At 64.3% G+C, this 20,261-nt stretch carries 19 protein-coding genes and 1 pseudogene; 15 read left to right on the plus strand and 5 right to left on the minus strand.

Going from position 1 to position 20,261, the window contains the following annotated elements; all coding sequences use genetic code 11:
* Positions 1-1,275, minus strand: a pseudogene (locus DK847_RS20980) (hypothetical protein); the annotation flags it as partial.
* A 537-nt stretch (positions 1,276-1,812) separates the two neighbouring features.
* Here DK847_RS20980 and rpsF point away from each other — a divergent pair.
* The 6 genes from rpsF (at position 1,813) to DK847_RS00035 (ending at position 7,356) form a co-directional block, all read left to right on the plus strand.
* Complete coding sequence (rpsF, locus tag DK847_RS00010; protein WP_111195578.1) at positions 1,813-2,190, plus strand: 30S ribosomal protein S6; 378 nt, start codon at positions 1,813-1,815, stop codon at positions 2,188-2,190.
* Positions 2,190-2,429, plus strand: coding sequence for a 30S ribosomal protein S18 (rpsR, locus tag DK847_RS00015; protein WP_111195579.1), 240 nt, complete (start codon positions 2,190-2,192; stop codon positions 2,427-2,429). The genes rpsF and rpsR overlap by 1 nt, the downstream gene beginning before the upstream one ends.
* Before the next feature lie 12 nt (positions 2,430-2,441).
* Complete coding sequence (gene rplI / locus DK847_RS00020; RefSeq protein WP_111195580.1) at positions 2,442-3,017, plus strand: 50S ribosomal protein L9; 576 nt, start codon at positions 2,442-2,444, stop codon at positions 3,015-3,017.
* A gap of 432 nt (positions 3,018-3,449) precedes the next feature.
* Positions 3,450-4,709, plus strand: a complete 1,260-nt coding sequence (locus DK847_RS00025; RefSeq protein ID WP_111195581.1) for a cyclopropane fatty acid synthase — start codon at positions 3,450-3,452, stop codon at positions 4,707-4,709.
* A gap of 115 nt (positions 4,710-4,824) precedes the next feature.
* Positions 4,825-6,324, plus strand: a complete 1,500-nt coding sequence (locus DK847_RS00030; RefSeq protein WP_111195582.1) for a replicative DNA helicase — start codon at positions 4,825-4,827, stop codon at positions 6,322-6,324.
* Between the two features lie 180 nt (positions 6,325-6,504).
* Positions 6,505-7,356, plus strand: a complete 852-nt coding sequence (locus DK847_RS00035) for a helix-turn-helix transcriptional regulator (RefSeq protein ID WP_111195583.1) — start codon at positions 6,505-6,507, stop codon at positions 7,354-7,356.
* On the opposite strand, the gene DK847_RS00040 is transcribed toward DK847_RS00035, so the two are convergent.
* Positions 7,357-7,695, minus strand: coding sequence for a hypothetical protein (locus DK847_RS00040; protein ID WP_111195584.1), 339 nt, complete (start codon positions 7,693-7,695; stop codon positions 7,357-7,359).
* A gap of 211 nt (positions 7,696-7,906) precedes the next feature.
* Between DK847_RS00040 and alr the strand changes: the two genes are divergently transcribed.
* From alr to DK847_RS00070, 6 genes are all read left to right on the plus strand, one after another.
* Positions 7,907-9,046 carry an alanine racemase gene (alr, locus tag DK847_RS00045; RefSeq protein WP_111196281.1) on the plus strand — a complete coding sequence of 380 codons (1,140 nt, stop codon included), beginning with the start codon at positions 7,907-7,909 and terminating at the stop codon, positions 9,044-9,046.
* Positions 9,043-9,816 carry an MlaE family ABC transporter permease gene (locus tag DK847_RS00050; protein WP_204508185.1) on the plus strand — a complete coding sequence of 258 codons (774 nt, stop codon included), beginning with the start codon at positions 9,043-9,045 and terminating at the stop codon, positions 9,814-9,816. Before alr ends, DK847_RS00050 begins: the two co-directional genes overlap by 4 nt.
* 4 nt (positions 9,817-9,820) lie before the next feature.
* Positions 9,821-10,597, plus strand: coding sequence for an ABC transporter ATP-binding protein (locus DK847_RS00055; protein WP_111195585.1), 777 nt, complete (start codon positions 9,821-9,823; stop codon positions 10,595-10,597).
* A gap of 249 nt (positions 10,598-10,846) precedes the next feature.
* Positions 10,847-11,179 carry a hypothetical protein gene (locus tag DK847_RS00060; RefSeq protein ID WP_111195586.1) on the plus strand — a complete coding sequence of 111 codons (333 nt, stop codon included), beginning with the start codon at positions 10,847-10,849 and terminating at the stop codon, positions 11,177-11,179.
* Between the two features lie 79 nt (positions 11,180-11,258).
* The gene (locus DK847_RS00065) at positions 11,259-11,726 is read left to right on the plus strand and encodes a c-type cytochrome (RefSeq protein WP_111195587.1); all 468 of its coding nucleotides are present in this window, start codon (positions 11,259-11,261) and stop codon (positions 11,724-11,726) included.
* Positions 11,727-11,736: 10 nt separating this feature from the next.
* Positions 11,737-12,645 carry a cytochrome c gene (locus DK847_RS00070; RefSeq protein ID WP_111195588.1) on the plus strand — a complete coding sequence of 303 codons (909 nt, stop codon included), beginning with the start codon at positions 11,737-11,739 and terminating at the stop codon, positions 12,643-12,645.
* Between the two features lie 7 nt (positions 12,646-12,652).
* Here the strand turns inward: DK847_RS00070 and DK847_RS00075 are convergent, their stop codons facing one another.
* The 3 genes from DK847_RS00075 to DK847_RS00085 all read right to left on the minus strand — a co-directional run bounded on the left by DK847_RS00075 (position 12,653) and on the right by DK847_RS00085 (position 14,600).
* On the minus strand, positions 12,653-13,177 hold the full coding sequence (locus tag DK847_RS00075) for a helix-turn-helix transcriptional regulator (protein ID WP_111195589.1): 525 nt from the start codon (positions 13,175-13,177) through the stop codon (positions 12,653-12,655).
* A 142-nt stretch (positions 13,178-13,319) separates the two neighbouring features.
* A complete protein-coding gene (locus DK847_RS00080; protein WP_111195590.1) occupies positions 13,320-13,751 on the minus strand; it encodes a DUF2721 domain-containing protein in 432 nt (143 codons plus the stop codon).
* A 162-nt stretch (positions 13,752-13,913) separates the two neighbouring features.
* Positions 13,914-14,600, minus strand: coding sequence for a Crp/Fnr family transcriptional regulator (locus DK847_RS00085; RefSeq protein ID WP_111195591.1), 687 nt, complete (start codon positions 14,598-14,600; stop codon positions 13,914-13,916).
* 514 nt (positions 14,601-15,114) lie between these two features.
* Between DK847_RS00085 and DK847_RS00090 the strand changes: the two genes are divergently transcribed.
* The 3 genes from DK847_RS00090 to DK847_RS00100 all read left to right on the plus strand — a co-directional run bounded on the left by DK847_RS00090 (position 15,115) and on the right by DK847_RS00100 (position 19,148).
* Positions 15,115-16,788, plus strand: coding sequence for an amidohydrolase (locus DK847_RS00090; RefSeq protein ID WP_111195592.1), 1,674 nt, complete (start codon positions 15,115-15,117; stop codon positions 16,786-16,788).
* 189 nt (positions 16,789-16,977) lie between these two features.
* Positions 16,978-18,243: a tyrosine-type recombinase/integrase gene (locus tag DK847_RS00095; RefSeq protein ID WP_161957072.1), complete on the plus strand. Its 1,266-nt coding sequence runs from the start codon at positions 16,978-16,980 to the stop codon at positions 18,241-18,243.
* Between the two features lie 35 nt (positions 18,244-18,278).
* Positions 18,279-19,148: a hypothetical protein gene (locus tag DK847_RS00100; protein WP_111195594.1), complete on the plus strand. Its 870-nt coding sequence runs from the start codon at positions 18,279-18,281 to the stop codon at positions 19,146-19,148.
* Positions 19,149-20,261: the final 1,113 nt, after the last annotated feature.

Here is a 20,261-nt window from a genome sequence, read left to right on the forward strand (position 1 = left end):
CTGCGCACCCGTGGCACCTACGGCACCGGTTTCACCCTGAGCACCCGTGTCGCCCTTGGCGCCAGTTTCACCCTGCGCACCGGTCTCACCGACTGCGCCAGTGTCACCCTTGGCGCCCATTTCACCCTGGGCACCAGTGTCGCCCTTGGCACCGGTCTCACCCTGAACGCCAGTGGCACCTACGGCACCCGTTTCACCCTGAGCGCCAGTGTCGCCCTTGGCGCCGGCAGCACCTGTGGCACCTTGGGATCCGGCAGCACCCGTAGCGCCTTGGGCGCCGGCCGCACCCGTATCGCCCTTAGCGCCAGCGGCACCAGTGTCACCCTTGGCGCCAGCGGCACCAGTGTCACCAGCGGCTCCCGTGGCGCCGGCAGCGCCCGTGGCACCTTGGGCGCCAGCGGCACCCGTGTCGCCCTTGGCACCGGTGGCACCCGTGTCACCCTTGGCACCAGCCGCTCCCGTGGCGCCGGCAGCACCCGTTGCACCTTGGGCGCCCGCGGCGCCCGTGGCGCCGGTGTTGCCCCTTGCGCCGGTTGCACCGGGGGCACCTTGCAGGCCGGTCGCCCCGGCAGCTCCCGTGGCACCCGTGTTGCCCTTGGCACCCGTCGCGCCAGCGGCGCCGGTGGCACCGGTGGCACCCGTGTTGCCCTTGGCGCCGGTCGCACCAGCGGCACCCGTCGCGCCGGCGGCACCGGTGTTGCCCTTGGCGCCCGTTGCACCCGTGGCGCCCGTTGCACCCGTGGCGCCGGTCGGTCCATCGAGGGCCGAGCCGCCTGCGCTGGTGGCGGGGGCAGCGGCAAAAGCCTCCCAATAGGTGGAGGCGGAGAGGCTGGGCATGATGTTGGCGGGCACCGGCACCTTGGCGCGCCAGGTGGAGCCACCGTAGAAGACCATTTCATCGGTCATGTAGGCCTGGGTGCTGACCCAGTCGCCGCGCGTCTTCAGCGTGATCGGGCTGCAATTGGCGACATTGACGACAACCGTGGGCTGCCCCGCAGAGGTGAGCTTTACCACGCAGCGATGCGGAATATAGTTGAGCGCCGTGCCGAAGGTGAAATTGCCGCCGGCCCCGGTGGTGGCGGACGCAATGCCACCATCGAGCACGATGACCGACCCCGCCGTGGCCGTTCCGGACAGGGTGAGCTTTCCGCCAGAGGCAGATGCGGTGGTGACGGTAATCGCCGCCTGGGCGAGTTCACTCTGCAGTAGGCCCGCCGAAATCGTGGTCGTGGTTACGAGAAGAGACCTGACCGCAAATTGCCCCAAACGACGCATCTGTCACCCGTTTCATTAAACTTAATATAGTATTAAATCTTGAACGGGTCGTATTGAGTGCAAAAGCGTAGGTCAACCGGGCGTAAGTACCATTCAACTTAGAAGATGTACCAGTTTCATAAGTGAATACCCAATTCTCATAGGCATAAATACTCTGGACAATTCGACCTCATTGCGAGACGTCGGTATTTATACACTTTCGATAGGTGTTTTTACTTCACCCAATCGGCAATCGGAGATATTCGCAACCGCGCAATCGACGGCGCGACGGGCGGATCGTGCGCGGTGCGGCCGACGACGGTTGCGGCCTTGCATCGGCCGTGGTTTTCGGCCATAAGCCGCCTCGCTGTAAGGCACCCGGCTGGGGGCTGAACGGAAGGGTCATGCGCCGCAAGGCATGTGGCCAGGGGTGGAACCCCGTCTTCCCGTGTCTCCGCTCTTTCGTTTGACCGGTCTTTCGAGCCTTTCTACGGGTTCGAAGGAGGCTCTGCGCCGGATGACTTGCGGTTGTGAAACGTAACGAAAGGCAGATCCAATATGGCTCTCTACGAGCACGTGTTCCTGACCCGTCAGGACGCTGCACCCGCTCAGGTCGATGCCCTGACGGAGCAGTACAAGGCGCTCCTCGCTGCCAATGGCGGCAAGGTGACCAAGACCGAATACTGGGGCCTCAAGTCCCTCACCTACCGCATCAAGAAGAACCGCAAGGCGCATTACACGCTCTTCAACATCGACGCCCCGTCGGCCGCCGTCCAGGAGATGGAACGCCAGATGTCGATCTCGGAAGACGTGATCCGCTTCATGACGGTGAAGGTCGAGGCCCATGAGGATGGTCCCTCCGCCCAGATGCGCCGCCGCGAAGACCGCGACCGCCGCGAAGACCGCAACGAATCGTCCAGCGAGGAGAGCAACTGATGTCCGCTCCGCAAGCCCGCAGGCCTTTCTTCCGCCGCAAGAAGAGCTGCCCCTTCACCGGCGAGAACGCGCCGAAGATCGACTACAAGGACGTGCGCCTCCTGCAGCGCTATGTCTCCGAGCGCGGCAAGATCGTGCCGAGCCGCATCACCGCGGTGTGCGCCAAGAAGCAGCGTGAGCTGGCCCAGGCCATCAAGCGCTCCCGCTTCCTGGGCCTGCTGCCCTATGTGCTGAAGTAAGGAGTAGCCCAGATGGACGTCATTCTTCTCGAGCGTGTGGCCAAGCTTGGCCACATGGGCGAAGTGGTGAAGGTCAAGGACGGCTATGCCCGTAACTTCCTTCTGAGCCAGGGCAAGGCGCTGCGCGCCACCGAGGCCAACAAGGCCAAGTTCGAGCGCGAGCGCGCGGCCCTCGAGGCCCGCAACGCCGAACGCCGTGCCGCCGCCGGCGATGAAGCCAAGGCGCTGGACGGCAAGGTGTTCACGCTGATCCGCCAGGCCGGCGAATCGGGCCAGCTCTATGGTTCCGTGTCGCCCCGTGACATCGTCGAGGCTGCGGCCGCCGCCGGCGTCAAGGTCGATCGTGGCCACGTCATGCTGACCAACCCGATCAAGACCATCGGCCTCCACGAGGTGATCGTGTCGCCGCATCCGGAAGTCGAAGTGAAGGTCACGGTGAACGTTGCCCGTTCGCCCGAGGAAGCCGCCGCCCAGGCGCGTGGCGAAGACCTCACCGGCCCGACCTCGGACCGCGCCGAAATCCGCGCAGCCGCCGAGGCCCTCTTCGAGGAAGCCCAGGCCGAAGCCGCCGCGGAAGACAACGCCTGAACCGCGCGCAGGCGCAGTAACGGGGGCCGCCCATTGGGGCGGCCCTTTTTCGTTCCCGGTGCCACCACCGATCGGGGCGGCGACGGCGCGTCTGGCTCCCGCCCGATCACCAGTGCTTGGCGGCAGAGGAGGCGGCACGCCCAACGCTGGAGGTGCATCTCCCCGGCCTGCCCTCCTAGCCATCGCAACCGTCGGCTACTGGCGCGTCAGCCGGCCCGGCGCCGCGGCGCCCGCAGGGCTTGACCAAAGTCAGCCAGGGCGCACCGCCTTCCCCGGAGGCCCCGCCGCCATGCGCCAATCCGCGTTAACCCTTGTGAAATCACCCTCTTGCGCAGGGCTCTTGGCTGACATTAAACTTTTGTTAATGAACATGGCATCAGGGGGAGGTGCCGGAAGCCGCTGCCATTGCGGCGGGCAAGGGAGCGCTGGAGCATGTATGCACTTCTGGATCGTGCACTCAAAACAGTGATGGAAAAGGGCACGCTGCGCGTGACCGGGCCGGACGGCAAGCTGCGCGACTATGGCGATGGCACGGGCACACCGGTGAACATCTCCATCAAGACGCCGCTCGCCGCCGCCAAGATCGCGGCCGATGCTGACCTCTACCTGGGCGAATGCTACATGGACGGTTCGCTCGACGTGTCCGGCGGCACGACCATCTATGACGCGCTGGCAATCCTGCTCGAGAATGCCCAGACGCACAAATGGCCCAAGATCGCCAAGGCGGCCAACGCCGTGCGCATCGCCATGAAGCGCGTGGACCAGTACAATCCCGTCGGCAAGGCCAAGAACAACGTCGCCCACCACTATGATCTTTCGGGCGCGCTTTACGACCTGTTCCTCGACCGCGACCGGCAGTATTCCTGCGCCTATTTCGAGACCGACGACGGCTCGCTGGAAGATGCCCAGCTGGCCAAGAAGCGCCACCTCGCGGCGAAGCTCGCCATCAAGCCCGGCATGAAGGTTCTCGACATCGGCTCCGGCTGGGGCGGGCTCGGCCTCTATCTCGCCGAGATCTGCGGGGCGGAGGTCACCGGCGTGACCCTGTCGGAGGAGCAGCACAAGCTGTCGAACGAGCGCGCCAAGCAGCGCGGCGTGTCCGACCGCGTGCAGTTCCTGCTGAAGGACTATCGCCACCTCGAGACCAAGTTCGACCGCATCGTCTCCGTCGGCATGTTCGAGCATGTGGGTGTCGGGCACTTCAGGGAGTTCTTCACCAAGGTGAACGCCCTCCTCAAGGATGATGGCGTCGCTGTGCTGCATTCGATCAACCGCTCGGCCGGCCCCGATGCGACGTCTGCCTGGATCAAGAAATACATCTTCCCCGGCGGCTACATTCCCGCCCTGTCGGAAGTGCTGCCGCACATCGAGAAGTCGGGGCTCTATGTCACCGACATCGAGATCCTCAGGCTGCATTATGCCAAGACGCTGCGTGAATGGTTCCTGCGCTTCGCCGACCACCGTGAGCGCGCCAGGGAACTCTACGACGAGCGCTTCTGCCGCATGTGGGAGTTCTACCTCGCGGCCTCCGAAACGGCCTTCCGCTTCCTCGGCATGAACAACTTCCAGATCCAGTTCGTGAAGAACCAGCATGCCCTGCCGTTGACCCGCAACTACATGATCACGGAAGAAGAGCGCCTGCGCGAAATCGACTCCAAGTTGCCGCGGTTCAAGTCGGTTCCCGCCGAGTAGGCGGGAAGGACTGCACCACCCTGCGTCCGCGTCGGTTCCGTTCCGCCACTGTGGATAGCGTTCATAAGGCGCATAAAAGCGCCGCAAATGTTCGCCATCTGTCTACGGTCACCCGATGATTCAGAACCCTGCCCTTCGCGCCGTCGAGCCGTCACCGGACGACGAGAGCTTCCGCACCCCGCCCCACAACATCGAGGCGGAACAGGCGTTGCTGGGCGCGATCCTGGTCAACAACGAGGCGGCCGACAAGGTGTCTGCCTTTCTGCTGCCGGAGCATTTCTTCGAGCCATTGCATGCGCGCATCTTCGAAGCCGCGACGACGCTGATCAAGATCGGCAAGCTGGCGAGCCCCGTCACCCTCAAGACGCATTTCGAAAATGACGCGACGCTGAAGGAAATCGGCGGCACCGCCTATCTCGCAAGGCTCGCCGCGAGCGCGACCACCATCATCAATGCCGAGGAATATGGCCGCACCATCTATGAGCTGGCGCAGCGGAGAAAGCTCATCGGCATCGGCACCGACCTCGTCAACGAGGCCTTCGAGCCGGACATCGAGGACACCTCGCGCGAGCTGATCGAGCGCGCCGAACAGACGCTCTATTCGATGGCCGAGACGGGCAAGTATGGCCAGGGTTTCCAGCCCTTCGCCCGCGCCTTGACCGATGCCGTCGACATGGCGGCGAGCGCCTATCAGCGCGACGGCGGGCTTTCCGGCATCTCGACCGGCCTCAAGGACCTCGACGAGAAGATGGGCGGCCTGCAGTCCTCCGACCTCATCATCCTCGCCGGCAGGCCTGCCATGGGCAAGACGTCGCTTGCCACCAACATCGCCTACAACATCGCCAAGGCCTACAAGGCCGAGCACAATGCCGATGGCTCGGTGAAGGTGACGGATGGCGGGGTCGTCGCCTTCTTCTCGCTCGAAATGTCCGCCGAGCAGCTGGCCACGCGTATCATTTCCGAGCAGGCGATGATCCCGTCGGAGCGCATCCGCCGCGGCAAGATCACCGAGGACGAGTTCGCCAAGATCGTCGAGGTGACGCGCGAGATGCAGTCGCTGCCGCTCTACATCGACGCCACCGGCGGCATCACCATCGCGCAGGTGGCGGCGCGTGCGCGCCGCCTCAAGCGCCAGCGCGGGCTCGGCCTGCTGGTGGTGGACTATCTGCAGCTGCTCTCCGGCTCGTCGCGCCGCGCCTCGGAGGGCCGCGTGCAGGAAGTCTCGGAGATCACGGTGGGCCTCAAGGCGCTGGCCAAGGAACTCTCGGTGCCGATCATCGCGCTCTCGCAGCTCTCCCGCCAGGTGGAGAACCGCGACGACAAGCGCCCGCAGCTGGCGGACCTGCGCGAATCCGGCTCGATCGAGCAGGACGCCGACGTCGTGCTGTTCGTCTACCGCGAGGAATATTATCTTGCCCGCAAGGAGCCCCGGCCCAACACGCAGGAGCACTTCGACTGGCAGGAGCAGATGAACCGCGTCAACGGCGTTGCCGAGGTCATCATCGGCAAGCAGCGCCACGGCCCCACCGGCATCGTCGAACTGCAGTTCGAGGCCAGCCTGACCAAGTTCCAGAACCTCGTCCGCACGGACTACCTGCCGGAACGCTTCGAATAGCAACCAGCTGCAATCATCGCGGGCATTTTGCCTCCCGTTCGAGCAGCATTTCGTTCAAATTGCACAGAATAGGATTACGTTCTGCGCGCATCTGGTGCATTATACGCCGGTCTGGTTCGGGACATGAACGGCGGGGCCGGTGATGGGCATGAGAGCAGAGATCATGGCGGAGGCGCTGCGGTGAACCAGCACGCCCCCTTCTCTCCCCACAAGAACTTCGCCGACAATCTGCGCGCCCTCTGCACGCGCCACGGCTCCATCGCGGCCGTGTGCCGTGCGCTCGGCATGAACCGCCAGCAGTTCAACAAGTATCTCTCGGGTTCGACGCTGCCCAACGTGGCGACGCTCGAAAAGATCTGCGGATTCTTCCACATCGAATCCGAAAGCCTGTTTCAGGACCCCGCCGGCCTCAAGAAACCGAAGGGCGAGGCAATGCCAGGCGGACTGCCGCTTCACGGGCTGGGCCTCGTCGCCAGTGCCTTCGCCGCCATGCAGCCAACCACGCTGCGCGCCGGTTGCTATCACCTCTACAGCCTGTGGCCGCGCGACGAGGGCCAGTGCCTGCGGGAGGCGGTGTTCATCCAGAAGAAGGCCGGAGCCACGCTGTTCACGCGCTTTACCAAGTATCGCGCCGTCGGGCAGCACCAGAACTACTATTTGAGCGGGCGGCATGACGGCGTGGTGCTGGAATCGGAGAAGGCCCGCTTCCTGCTGTCGCTCAACCGCAAGGGCTGCGGCGAGATGAGCCTCGTGTCGATCGGGGCGGAAAGCGCCCGGTCGCCGGGCTTTCTCAGCGGCCTCGCGCTGGTGATGACGCCGTCCGGCGCGCCGCAGGCGGTGCGGGCCACGCTGCAGTTCCGGGGCTGCCGCGAGATCCTGCGGCGCACGATCAGCGAGGCGGGCCTATTGCCACTCTCTGATCAATCGATTCCAGACGAGGTGAGGCAGTCACTCACGGTGACACGCCAGATGCCGGTTTCCCATCTCGAGGCCTTCAGCCTGCTCGATGGGCTGCCATCCACCTTCCGCTAGCTATTCGGTGACGACGTCGTCCGGCGCGAACTTGTTGAGCGTCAACATGGCGGCAACAACCTTGCGGGTTTTGACCGCAATCGGTTTCGATGCCTTCAGGCGACGAATCGAACCGGCCATCTGGTCCTTGAAGGCATCGAGCAGGATCGACTGATAGTGATCGAAGCGGCTCGGGCCACCTGGTGCAATCGGTTGCCACAGGGCGCTGCCGTCACCCCGCGCGATCTTTTTCACGGAGCGCAGCACGCGGCGCAGCTCCTTGTTGTCAATCTTCGGGGGGGCCTTCGGAGCGCGCTTCGTTTCGCGCGGCGCTTGCAGCGTGGCCTGCGTTCCATCCATTGTGTCACCCCCGGCTGATCCTGCGAACGCAAAGCTGGTTACGTTCATCTAGTTGTAAATTATGCAATCGCTTGCAGAAGGCAATTTCGCTTTGCTTTCGCTCTGCGCGCGAAGGGCGAGCGTCATGCGGGTTTTGATCTTCCCTTCGGTCAGGCTTGATCCGGCTCGCAGCCGCCTTTAAGCCACGACGGGAAAGGACGTGATCGCGCGCATGACCCCCACTCCCGAAGATCTCGCCGGTGCGGTGCTGACCATTGACCTGGTGGCGCTGAAAGACAATTGGCGGCGGCTTAACGCACTGGCGGGAAAGGCAGAATGCGGCGCGGCGGTGAAGGGCAACGCCTATGGGCTGGGGATTGCCCCGGTGGCCCGGGCGCTGTGGGAGGCAGGCTGCCGCTCCTTCTTCGTGGCGCGGCCCAAGGAGGGCGAGGAGCTGCGCGAGCTGCTGCCGGACGCGACCATCTACATTCTCGACGGGCTGTTCGCGGGCCAGGCCGAATTCTATGCCAAGCGCAACCTGTGCCCGGCCCTCATTTCCATCGAGGAGGCCCGGGAATGGGCAGCGTTTGGAAGGGTTTACGGGCGAAGGCTGCCCTGTGCCATCCATGTCGACACCGGCATCAACCGGCTCGGCTTCTCGCTCGCCGAATTCGATTCGCTGCTCGCCGACGCCTTCACCATGGAGGGCCTGAACGTCAGCCTGCTGATGAGCCACCTGGCCTGCGCGGATGACCCCTCCCACCCCCTGAACCTGCGCCAGCGCGAGGCCTTTGCGGCGGTGCGGGCGAAGCTGCCGGGCGTGGCGGCGAGCCTTGCCAATTCCAGCGGCATCTTCCTGGGTGATGGTTTCACCCATGACCTGGTGCGGCCGGGCATTGCCTTGTACGGCGGAAATCCGACGCAGGACGTTGCCAATCCGATGTCGCCCGTTGCCATCCTGGAGGGCGCCGTGATGCAACTGCGCTACGTTGCCGCGGGCGACACGGTTGGCTATGGCGGAACCTGGACGGCAACCCGCCCGACCCGCATCGCCATCCTCGGGGCCGGCTACAAGGACGGGGTGCCACGCGCCCTCTCCTCCCGGGAGCCCGGAGGGCCTGCGCAGGTCTTCATCAGCGACCGGCGCTGCCCGGTTATCGGGCGGATCTCGATGGACATGATGGCAATCGACATCACCGACCTGCCGGTGGGCGCGGTGCGGCGCGGAACGCGGGCCGAGATCCTGGGCCGCCACATCGGCATCGACGCGGCAGCCTCCTGGGCGGGCACCATTTCCTACGAGTTGCTGACGAGGCTGGGCAGCCGCTATGCAAGGCTCTACACCGGACTCGAATCGGACCGCACAGCTTGAACGTCCTTGCCCATATCGGCCGCGCCACGCTGGCCATGCTTGCCGAGATCGGGCGGGTGAGCCTGTTCCTCAAGGACGCGCTGCTGCAGGGCCTCACCCCGAAAATCTTCCTGCGCCAGATCCTCGAGCAGATGATGCGGATCGGCTACTTCTCGCTGCCTGTCGTCGGCCTCACGGCCTTTTTCACCGGCGGTGCGCTGGCGCTGCAGATCTATCTCGGCTCATCGCGCTTCAACGCGGAGAGCCTCGTCGCCTCGATCGTGGCGCTCGGCATCACGCGCGAACTGGGCCCGGTCCTGGCCGGCCTCATGGTGGCAGGCCGCGTCGGCGCCTCGATTGCCGCCGAACTCGGCACCATGCGGGTGACGGAACAGATCGACGCGCTGGTGACGCTGGCCACCAACCCGTTCAAGTATCTCGTGGGACCGCGCATCATCGCCGCCGTGGTGACGCTGCCGATCCTGGTTGGCATTGCCGACATCATCGGCATCATGGGCGGCTACATCGTCGGCACGCGCTCGATCGGGCTCAACGGCTATGCCTATATCCGCAACACCGCGGACTTCCTCGAGTTCGGCGACGTCACATCGGGGCTGATCAAGGCCGCGGTCTTCGGCTTCATTATCGCGGTGATGGGCTGCTACCACGGCTTCAACTCGAAGGGCGGCGCGCAGGGCGTGGGCCGGGCGACCACCAATGCCGTGGTGTCCTCGGCGATCCTGATCCTCGCCGCCAACTTTGCCCTCACCTCGCTGCTGTTCGCGGATTGATGTGATGGCCGAACCGGGACACATCGTTCTCACCGACGTCCGCAAGAGCTTCGGGCCGAAGCACGTGCTGAACGGCGTCAACCTGTCGGTGCCCAAAGGCCATTCGCTGGTGGTGATCGGCGGATCGGGCACCGGCAAGTCGGTCATGCTGAAATGCATCCTCGGCCTCATCCATCCCGATTCGGGCTCGATCCGGATCGCCGGCGAAGAGGTGGTGGGCCTCCGCGGCAAGGCGCGCGATGCCTATCTGTCGCGCTTCGGCATGCTGTTCCAGGGAGCGGCCCTCTTCGATTCGCTCTCGGTGTGGGAAAACGTCGCCTTCGGGTTGATCCAGGGCCGCCACATGGCGCGCGCCCAGGCGCGTGACATCGCCATCGAGAAACTGGGCCAGGTGGGGCTGGGTCCGGAGGTTGGCAATCTTTACCCTGCGGAACTGTCGGGCGGCATGCAGAAGCGCGTCGGGCTGGCCCGCGCCATCGCGGCTGACCCCGAAATCATCTTCTTCGACGAACCCACGACGGGCCTCGACCCGATCATGGCGGATGTCATCAACAACCTGATCGTCGACTGCGTGAAGCGGCTGGGCGCCACCACCGTGTCGATTACCCACGACATGGCCTCGGCCCGCAAGATCGCCGACGACATCGCCATGATCTTCAAGGGCGAGATCATCTGGCAGGGGCCGGCGAAGACCATCGACCACAGCGGCAACCCCTATGTCGACCAGTTCATCCACGGCCGCGCCGAAGGGCCGATCCAGATGGACGTGCTGAAGCCGTGAGAAGTGGCCGGACGGGCCAAGCTGCGGCGCCCCCCCGGCGGACCTAAATCCCTGATCTTTCGCCTAAACCTGGGTTTAGATGACCGGCCCTGGCGTTGGGAAACGACAGTTTAAACCCCAGCCCAATGGATTGCCGCGCCGGACAGCTCTAGTTCCCGGGCCGTTCGCTGGCGCAGCGGACGGATCGCTCCGGGGGTCTTCCCCGGCGCCGGTCCACAACCCAAGACAATCATGACTGGAATGAATCACATGAAACGCGTTCTCTTCGCCCTTCCCCTGCTGGTGATGGCCTCTTCCGCTTTCGCGGCCGGCCTCGCGGTGACCAACAACAGCGGCCTGCCGATCGACGAACTCTTCGCCTCGCCGGCGGGCAAGGGTGCTTTCGGCGCCAACCTGATGGAAGGCATCAAGGAGGGCGCGCTGGACGACGGCAAGACCGCCACCATCTCCGAACTGGCCAGCGGCACCTATGACCTGAAGATCTCCGCCCCGGACGAGGGCGTGCTGTGCACCATCAAGGACGTGAAGGTTGACGGTGCCGCCCTCACCCTGACCGCCGAACAGGGCAAGGCCTGCAAGTAAGGCTCCCGCCGGGCGAGCCGCCCGGGAGCGCCGCGAGGCCTCCCGGCGCGCCGCCGTCTCACACAAGGACATCCGACACATGAAGAAGACAATCGCTGCAGCCGTTGCGCTGGCCATCGGCGCGGGCATCATCGGCGCCGGGGCCGGCCTTGCGGCGGGCACCGCGGACGAGCTGATCACCGCCCGCCAGGCCGAGATGAAGGCCAACATGGCCGCCATGAAGGCCATGGTCTCGATGCTGAAGGGCGAAACCCCCTATGACGCTGCCGCGGTGAAGGCCGCCGCGAAGTCGATGGCCGATGCCCAGGCCGAAGGCGTGGCGAAGGGCGTCTGGGACGCGGCGACGCAGACCGGGGCCACGGTGAAGACGGGTGCCAAGCCGGAGATCTGGAGCAATGCCGCCGGCTTCGATGCCGCCTGGAAGACCTTCGACACCGCCGTGGCGGCGATTGCCGCCACCCCGGACGAGGCCTCCTTCAAGGCTGCCTTCCCCGCCGTCGGGGCCGCCTGCAAGGGCTGCCACGAGACGTTCCGCGCCGCCGAATAAGGACCCGCCCATGCGCCGTCGTGCCAGAGCACTTGCCACGATCTCCGTTCTCGCTGTCGCCGGCCTTGCGCTGGCCTGGGGGATGAGCACGCCTCATCCCCTGACGGCCGCGGAGCTTCCCGCCCACACACCGGACGTGGCGAATGGCAAGCTGCTGTTCAACGCCGCCGGCTGCCTGTCCTGCCACAAGCCGGACGCCGCGCTGGCCGGGTCTGACGCGTCGCTGCCGTCGGGCGGATCGCCCTTCAAGACGCCGCTCGGCACCTTCTACCCGCCGAACCTGACCCCAGACCCCGCCACCGGCATCGGCTCCTGGACCGATCTCGACTTCGTCAACGCCGTGCAGCGGGGCATCTCGCCCGAGGGCCAGAACCTCATTCCCGCTTTTCCCTATACGTCCTACGCCCGGATGAAGACGTCCGACGTACTCGACATCAAGGCCTATCTCGACAGCCTGCCGCCCGTCGTCTCGGCGGAGAAGCAGGCGGAAATCCCCCTGCCCTGGCTCATCCGCCGCGGCGTCGGGCTGTGGAAGCACATCGGCTTCGACACGGCGCAATGGACACCGGACGACAAGCAGACGGCGGACTGGAACCTCGGCGCCTACATCGCCAATGGCGCCGGGCACTGCAACGAATGCCACACGCCGCGCAATGCCCTGATGGTGTTCGACTGGAACCGCCAGTTCGCCGGTGGCCCGCACCCCGGCGGCGAGGGCAAGGTGCCCTCGCTGCGTGACCTCGTAGGGCGCGGCAAGTATAGCGATGCGGCCGACCTCGCCTCGGCCCTGCAGAACGGCGAGATGATGGGCTATGAGCACCTCTCGTCCGGCGGCATGGGCGAGGTGCAGACCAACCTGTCAAAGCTTCCCGGCAACTACGTGCAGGCCCTGGCGGATTACATCGCCAGCCTGAAGTGAGCAACCATCAGCGCGCGCTCCGGGCCGGACCTGGTTGCGCCGCTTCGGCCGGCAACAGGGGCCGGTCGATCAACGTATCCATGATGTGGCTGAGCACCTCGGCGCGGTTGCGGGCATTGGCCTTGCGATAGATGCCGTTGAGATGCGCCTTCACCGTGCCTTCGGCGGAGCCGCGCACGCCGGCGATCTCCGATATGCTCAGCCCCTTGACCATGAGGCTTGCCACGTCGCGTTCGCTGGGGGTCAGCTTCCAGTCGTCGAAATGCTGTTCGATGACGTTCTGCAGCGCGGCGCTGGCGAGGCCGACGCTGCGCTCGAGCGTGGCCTTCCGGCGCAGCAGCTGCCGCAAATAGAAGATGGTGAAGACGATGCCTGCGAACAGGGCGGCGCTGGCAAGTGCCTCCGGCAGGAGTTCCCAGGCCGGGCCGCCGAGATCGACGAGGTCGCGCAGCACATCGGCCATGAAGATGAGGGCGCAGACGATCTGCCCCGCAAGCATGATGATGATGAGGGTAGGCAGCCGGGGCTTCATGAAACGCTCTGCATGGTGCTGCCGGAGCTTGTACCGGCAAAACCGGGCGTGAGGAAGGTTGCAGCGGGCCCCGCCCAGCGGCACCGCGACGCAGCGGGCCTGCCGCAGCCGCGCGCCCGGAAGCGGCGGACGCCGACAAGCTTCAGTGCAGGTCGTGCCCGGTGAAGGCCATCTTGACGTCGATGGCGAAGGCCACCACGGCGCAGAGCAGGAAAACGGCAGCCGCGATGAACAGCACGGCCGCGATCCATACATGGTGGATCTCCATCAATGCGGCGCCGAAGGCGGCGATGATGAGGATGAGCGCAGCGAAACCGCTCATCAGGCCAAAGAAGATGGCGACGTTCAGCAGCGCGGCGCGGCGGCGCAGCCGGGCGATGATCTTGCGGCGGTCTTCGGTGGAGAATTCGGGGTCATTACCCTTGCCGAGGTCGCGCACCCGGCCGACGACGCCCAGCAGCCGGTCATGCAGGAGGGAGATGAAGCTCCCCACCGCGCCGAGGAGGAAGGCCGGCGCCACGACATGGGAAATGAGCTGGGAAAGATGTTCGACCGAGCCGGGTTCTAGATTCATTGCAATTCCATGGAGCCTGCCGCGCGGCGGACTCTAGCGGAGCCGCACTTGGCCATGCAAGCAAGCCCTTGCGCCCTTCCGCGGACATCGCCCTGCGGCGCGCGAGGAGATGAAACTTCAATCACCCGTGGAAACCCCGGTGCCGGCAAGGCTGATCGCCGTTCAGCCCTTCGATTCGAGCACCAGGCGCAGGGCTTCCGGATCGGTGATGACGAGCTGGCCATAGTCGATGTCGACGCAGTTCTGCGCCCGGAACAGGCGGAGGATCGCGCCGATGGAGTTGCGCGACAGGTTGGTCATGTGCGCCAGGTCCGCCTGGGTGATGTCGAGCTCCACCGGTGTGCTGGGGCGCGGCACGTTGTGGCGGAAGCCGCCCAGCCGCAGCAGCGTGGCCGCACAGCGCTGGCGGGCATCGCGCAGCATGAGGTCATAGGCAGCGCCCATGGCGAGCTGACCGTTGATCACGGCCAGCAGGGCAAAGGCCGGCCAGCGTCGCGGATCCTGCGCCACGATGGCATCAATCTCGCGGGTGGCGAGCAGGACAACGCGCGACATGCGCGTGGCGTGCACGCCGACGGTGCGTGCCCGCCGCACCAGTGCCGTCTCGCCCAGCCACGACCCGGGCAGCATGAGATGCGCCAGGGTGGGGCCGAATTCCGGCACGACGAAGGACACCCCAAGACCGCCGGACAGCACGCCGTAAAGACCGGAGGACGGATCCGTGGGGTGGAACAGCGGTTCACCCGCTTCGAGAACCTGCACGCGGCTCCGCTGCAGCAGCGATTCCGCGAAGGAAGGTTCGCAGAGGCTGAGCCAGCCCCGCGCCATCAGGAATCGCATGTCGTCCATCGTCAACCGGTTCACAGGGCAGGAATTTGCCAAGCTCACGCATCTGGATTGCCCATGATTGGGCAAAGAATGGCCGACACCCAGAAATTGAATCAATCAAAAGCTGTGCAAAGGTTTGTGTACGATATCGAGGAGGTTCGCGGGCGGCGAACCCCCTCCCTTACCCGCCATCTAGCCCGATTATCCCGTGGGCGAGAGGAGGAGCGACTGTCACGAGCCTCCTTAACCGACAATGTCTTTGATCTGTTTTTCCCGTCCCCGGAAGCGAGGGCGTGCGGAACGAAAAAGGCCGCCCACTGGGCGGCCTTTCCGTGAGATGCGCCGGGAGGCGGTCTCGATATCTCGTCGTCAGCTCCGCGAACCTGCGGAGGCAACGATCCGGCTGCCCGGCACAGTGAACTCACTCGACATCGGATCACCTCCTTTCGTTGTTGACACTGGCATGCAGGGTGGGGGCTTGCCGGGCTTTCGTCAAGCGGGCAATTTCGCGGGCGCAAAGTGAAGGACGCCTGACATGACTGCCGCCGACATTCTGATCACCAATGCACGTGTGCTGACCATGGACCCTGCCCGGCCCCGCGCCGAAGCCGTGGCGATCGCGGGGAACCGCATCATCCGCGTGGGCTCCGCCGATGACGTGGCGGGGCTGAAGGCAAGGCACACGCGGGTGATCGATGCGGCGCAGAAGACGGTGATGCCCGGCATCATCGAGGGGCACGTGCATCTCTTCGGCGGCGCCGTCGAACTCGAGACGCTGATGCTCAATGGCATGACCGGCTTCGAGGCCGTGGCGGAGGCCGTGGCGCGTTTTCGCCGGCAGCGCCCGGGCGAGCCCGTGCTGCTGGCCACCGGCATCGCGCATGAGGCCTTCGGCGAACCGATCACGCGGCAGATGCTGGACCGCATGGTCTCCGACATTCCCTTCATCATGGGCTGCTTCGACCACCACACCATGTGGGCCAACACCAAGGCGCTCGAAATGGCAGGCATCATGAAGGGGCGCGAGCTGCCCGTGGGCAACGAGATCGTGCTCGACCACAATGGCATCGCTACGGGCGAGCTGCGCGAACCGGCAGCCTACATGCTGGTGCAGGCGCTGACCCCGACGGGCGGGCGCGAATGGCTGGGCATGACCACGGGCGAGAACCCCGACCCGCCGGCAACGCCCGCGCAGCGCGAGCTCGACATCGGTTTCTTCAAGAAGGGCATCGCGCATGCGGCGTCCCTCGGCATCACCTCGATGCACAACATGGATGGCAACTGGTACCAGCTCGAACTGCTGCAGACGCTGCTCGACCGCGGCGAGATGCTGGCGCGCGTCGAGATTCCCTTCCACCAGAAGAACACCTTCGAAATCGCGCGTGTCGAGGAAGCCGCCGACATGCGTGCAAAATATGCCCGCACGCGACCGGGCGGCGAGATGCTGCACTGCGACCGCGTGAAGGTCTTCGTCGACGGCGTGCTCGAGACCTATACGGCGCTGATGCTGGAGGGCTATCCCGACCAGCCGGAGAACATGGGTGCGCCGCTGTTCACCGCGGAGGAGATGAACGAGATCGTGCGCCGTGCCGACAGGCACGGACTGCAGGTGGCGACCCATGCCATCGGTGACGGCGGCGTGCGCCGCACGCTCGATGCCTATGACAACGCGATCAGGGCGAATGGCAGGCGCGACTCGCGCCACCGCATCGAGCACATCGAGATGATCGATCCCGCCGACATTCCCCGGTTGAAGGAACTCGGCGTCGTCGCCTCGCTGCAGCCCATCGCCGGTGTGGGCGTTCCAGGCTCACCGCATGAGCCCATCCTGTCGCGCGTGGGCGACAAGCTGCCATGGTCCTATGCCTGGCAGACGCTGCGCGAGACGGGTGCGGTGATCGCCTTCTCCTCCGACTGGCCGGTGGCGCCCCTGAGCCCCTTCCTCGGCATGCAGGCGGCGATGACGGCAGTGCCCTTGAGGCCCGACTGCCCGCCGCAGGCCCAGAGCCTGATGGACACGCTGCACGGCTTCACCGCCGCCGGCGCCTACATGGAGTTCATGGAGGACCGGAAAGGAACGCTGAAGGAAGGCTATCTCGCCGACGTCGTCGTGCTCGACGCCGACATGGAGAAAACGGCGAAGACCGAGGTCGCGAATGTGCGGCCCGTCACCACCATCTGCGACGGGCGCGTGAGTTTCGAGGCATGACGTTTTCGTCTTCTCCCGCTCCGTCAGCGGAAGAAGATTAGTGTTTCCCTGTGTGGTACCGCATTGCAGGGCGTAGCAGAAGTCTCTGATATGCCTTGATCTTCGTCCTACCCTCTGGTCATGCGGTACCTGGTGTTTCATCTGCGGCGCTACCTATGTGGCCCGCAGGTAGCATGGGGAACCTCGCATATGCCGACGCTCAAGCTGACGAAGCCTCTGATCGACGACCTCAGGCCACAGGCAACAGACCAGGTTTACTGGGATCAAAGCCTACGAGGATTTGGCCTGAAGGTAACCCCGGCAGGCCGCAAGGTCTTCATCGTGATGTATCGCACGACGGACGACCGACGCCTCCGGAAGTACACGCTTGGACCCTATGGCGTCATGACCTTGATATCGGCCCGAACGGCCGCCCAGAAGGTTCTTCTGGCGCGGCTTGATGGTCAGGACCCAGCAGCCGAAAAGCAGGCCCGACGCAGGCGGCCGGTCGGACTGGAGATTGGCGCGGTCATTCAGCAGTACAAGCTGGAATACCTCCAACCTCGCGAGATCGGCCTGGAGACGGTCCGCATTCTCAACCGGATCGTGCTTCCCTTGTGGAAAGGTCGTCAGATCAGCAGCATAAGCCGGACCGACGTCCGGGACTGCATCGAGGCCATTGTGCAGAGGGGCGCCTTGGCCATGGCGGGGCGAGCGCTGACCGTCATCCGGGCGTTCTTCAACTGGTGCATCGGAAGAGGCATTGTCGAGACTTCCCCGTGCCGGGGCCTGATCCCCCCTTCTTCAGGTCGATCCCGGGACCGGGTGCTGTCGGATGATGAACTGGCTGCCGTGCTCAGAACTGGCATGACACTGCCTGACCCGTACGGTCCTATCGTCATGTTTCTTGCCCTGACGGGCCAGAGACGGAGCGAGGTGGCAGGCATGCGCTGGGAAGAACTCGACCTCGACAAGAACCTGTGGACCATCCCCGCTCGCCGCACGAAGACACGGCGCGGCCATGTTGTCCACCTGACGCCAAAGATGAAGGCGCTTCTCCCCGACCGTGACGAAGAGCAACCTCTGGTATTCGCCTCGGCACAGGGCAAGACCTTTCAGTACTTCAGTGCGATGAAGAAGCGCCACGACGCGGCCTCAGGCGTGAAGGGCTGGGTGTTGCATGACCTCCGGCGGACGGTCGCCACCGGGATGGCGGCACTTGGGGTGGCGCCGCATGTTGCCGACAAGATCCTCAACCACCAGAGCGGCGCGATCAGCGGAATCGTGGCTGTCTATCAGCGGCATGAGTTCATGAATGAGCGCAAGGCGGCAATCGAGCTCTGGTCGAACCACGTGGCGGCGATCCTTGGTGAGGAGAACGGCTCTCAGGCGGCGCCCGGACCCACGGGGGAGCCGCTTGGGGATAAGGTGGAAAAAGGTCTCAGCCCGCTCCGGCAAGACCCCCGGATCGGCTAATCTGGGTGCAGCAGTCGACTCGAGGAGGTTGCCTGATGCCACGACACTACAAGGCAGTGATCGATCATAGCCCGATTGACTACCACAAGGACCTTCGCGCGATCGCGCGCTACTTCCGGGGAAAGGGCGCCCAGTTCCTGGCGATCTACGACCGGTGGAAGCTTCCCGCTCCGGCCCACGATGATCTCAGGGCACTTCTTGAACAGGTCACCCGGCGGTTGATCGACTTTGCACTCGCCTGCGACGCCATTCCCATGCGTACCCCGCTCAAGCTGATGCCGACGGTCCGGAGGATCGCCAGGCGGCCCGCAGAGTTTCTGGCCAAAGTCCACAAATATGATCCTCAGGCGGTTGCCCTGGTGTATGACTCCTTCACCAGAGGCTGCCGAGAAAACCGGCTCGTCCTGTCGCAGTTCGAGGCGGGCGAGGACACACGGCCACCTGACGAGGAAATCGCCCGTGCCGCCTCTGTGGTCTTGGCCGATCTCCAAAGGAAAAACGAGGACGATTCACACAAAGGTGGTCAGACGCTCGTTCTGCAGCGTGAGCTCATTCAGGATCTGGCGGTCATGTTTGTGAGGTCTGGCGGTTCCGGGAAGCGGACGACACAGTTCAACATGGATCTCCCTGCTCTCTATATCTATCATGGCCCGTTCCACGCCTTTCTGGCGCTCGTTCTGATCCCGGTGCGCCCCTTCGCAAGGAAATCAGGCTTCAAGATGGAGAGTATTCGTAGCCTCGCCACCATACCAGACTGGGAGAATTTGGACATGAGCGAAACAGACCCTTGGCTATTTGGCAAACATGAAGATCGAGGCCTTGAAAGAGGTCCGGCGCGGGTGGGCAACTTCTTTAAGCTGCATGCCCATCGGCTTAAGAATGGGAGCAAGGTCGTAGAGCGATGAAGTGCTGACCCCGGCATCCCTCGATTCTGCTGCAACAGTCGGCGATCGATGGCACGGGCAATGACCTGCTAGCTGCGTCATCGCCTAGTCTGGCCGTCAGCCTGAATGAGGGTAGCGCGATCACTGCGTAGACGTTTGTCACTGGATTGCTGTGTTCGGATTCCTCATAGCCGGTGCTCTGGCCCAAACCGCCGACCGAAGGCGTGATGAAGAGTTCACCAAGCATCTCAATTGCAGGCGCAGCTTACTCGCCTAGCGATACGGTTTCAGCTCACACTGACCTGGGCTCAGTCCGCCTTCGACCTTTAGCTTTTCAGAAAGGTTCCCATTCGGTCAGTGAGGCGAAGCACTCTGGTGCGTTTGCGTGAGCGGCTTGCGGCGGACGACCCGAGCGCGCATGCGGCAGAACGAGTGTTCGAGTCTGATTGCGGAAACCGAGCTGGGGCCCAGAGCTGAGACACTCCGGTGTGGCAGGTTGACTCAGTCCGACAGGTGCGTGTGTTGAGACGCGTCAAGCGGCGTCAGCCTGAAGCAAAACCCTGTGTGCAGAATTGTGCACAACGCTAAAACGATCGGCGATATCAATAATAGAGCTGATTAAAAGTCAGGCACTGACTGAGTGAGTGAGTGAGTGACTGAGTGACTGAGTGAGTGAGTGAGTGAGTGAGTGAGTGAGTGACTGAGTGAGTTGTCACTGCTGATAGCTCGAAGTCCAGTCTAGAATGCCAACAGCGTTCCAAAGTTCTCGTGTCTCGATACTAGATATTCCACCCATTCGATTGCCTAAAACAGTAGCCCCCCGAATCTGGCTTTCTGTCGCGCGAAACACAGCGCCAACAGGGAAGCCACTATGAAACCCACCCCTCCCAACATCCACCGCCACACGACGACCTCGCGCCAATCGGCCTGTCACCAGGACAGCAGTCACCCTCAGACCCTTCCACAGCGCCCGCATCCGCCGACCGAGCGCATGATCCCTGCACCCAACAAGCACACGGAGAGGGCCGTCTCCCGGCGCTTGCACCGAAAGCCGACGGCAAACTATCTTGGCGTCTCCCTCTCGTGGCTCGACAAGTCGCGCCTGCGGGGCGACGGGCCTCCGTTCCTTCAGAT

It is taken from the genome of Aestuariivirga litoralis, assembly GCF_003234965.1.
Taxonomy (GTDB): domain Bacteria; phylum Pseudomonadota; class Alphaproteobacteria; order Rhizobiales; family Aestuariivirgaceae; genus Aestuariivirga; species Aestuariivirga litoralis.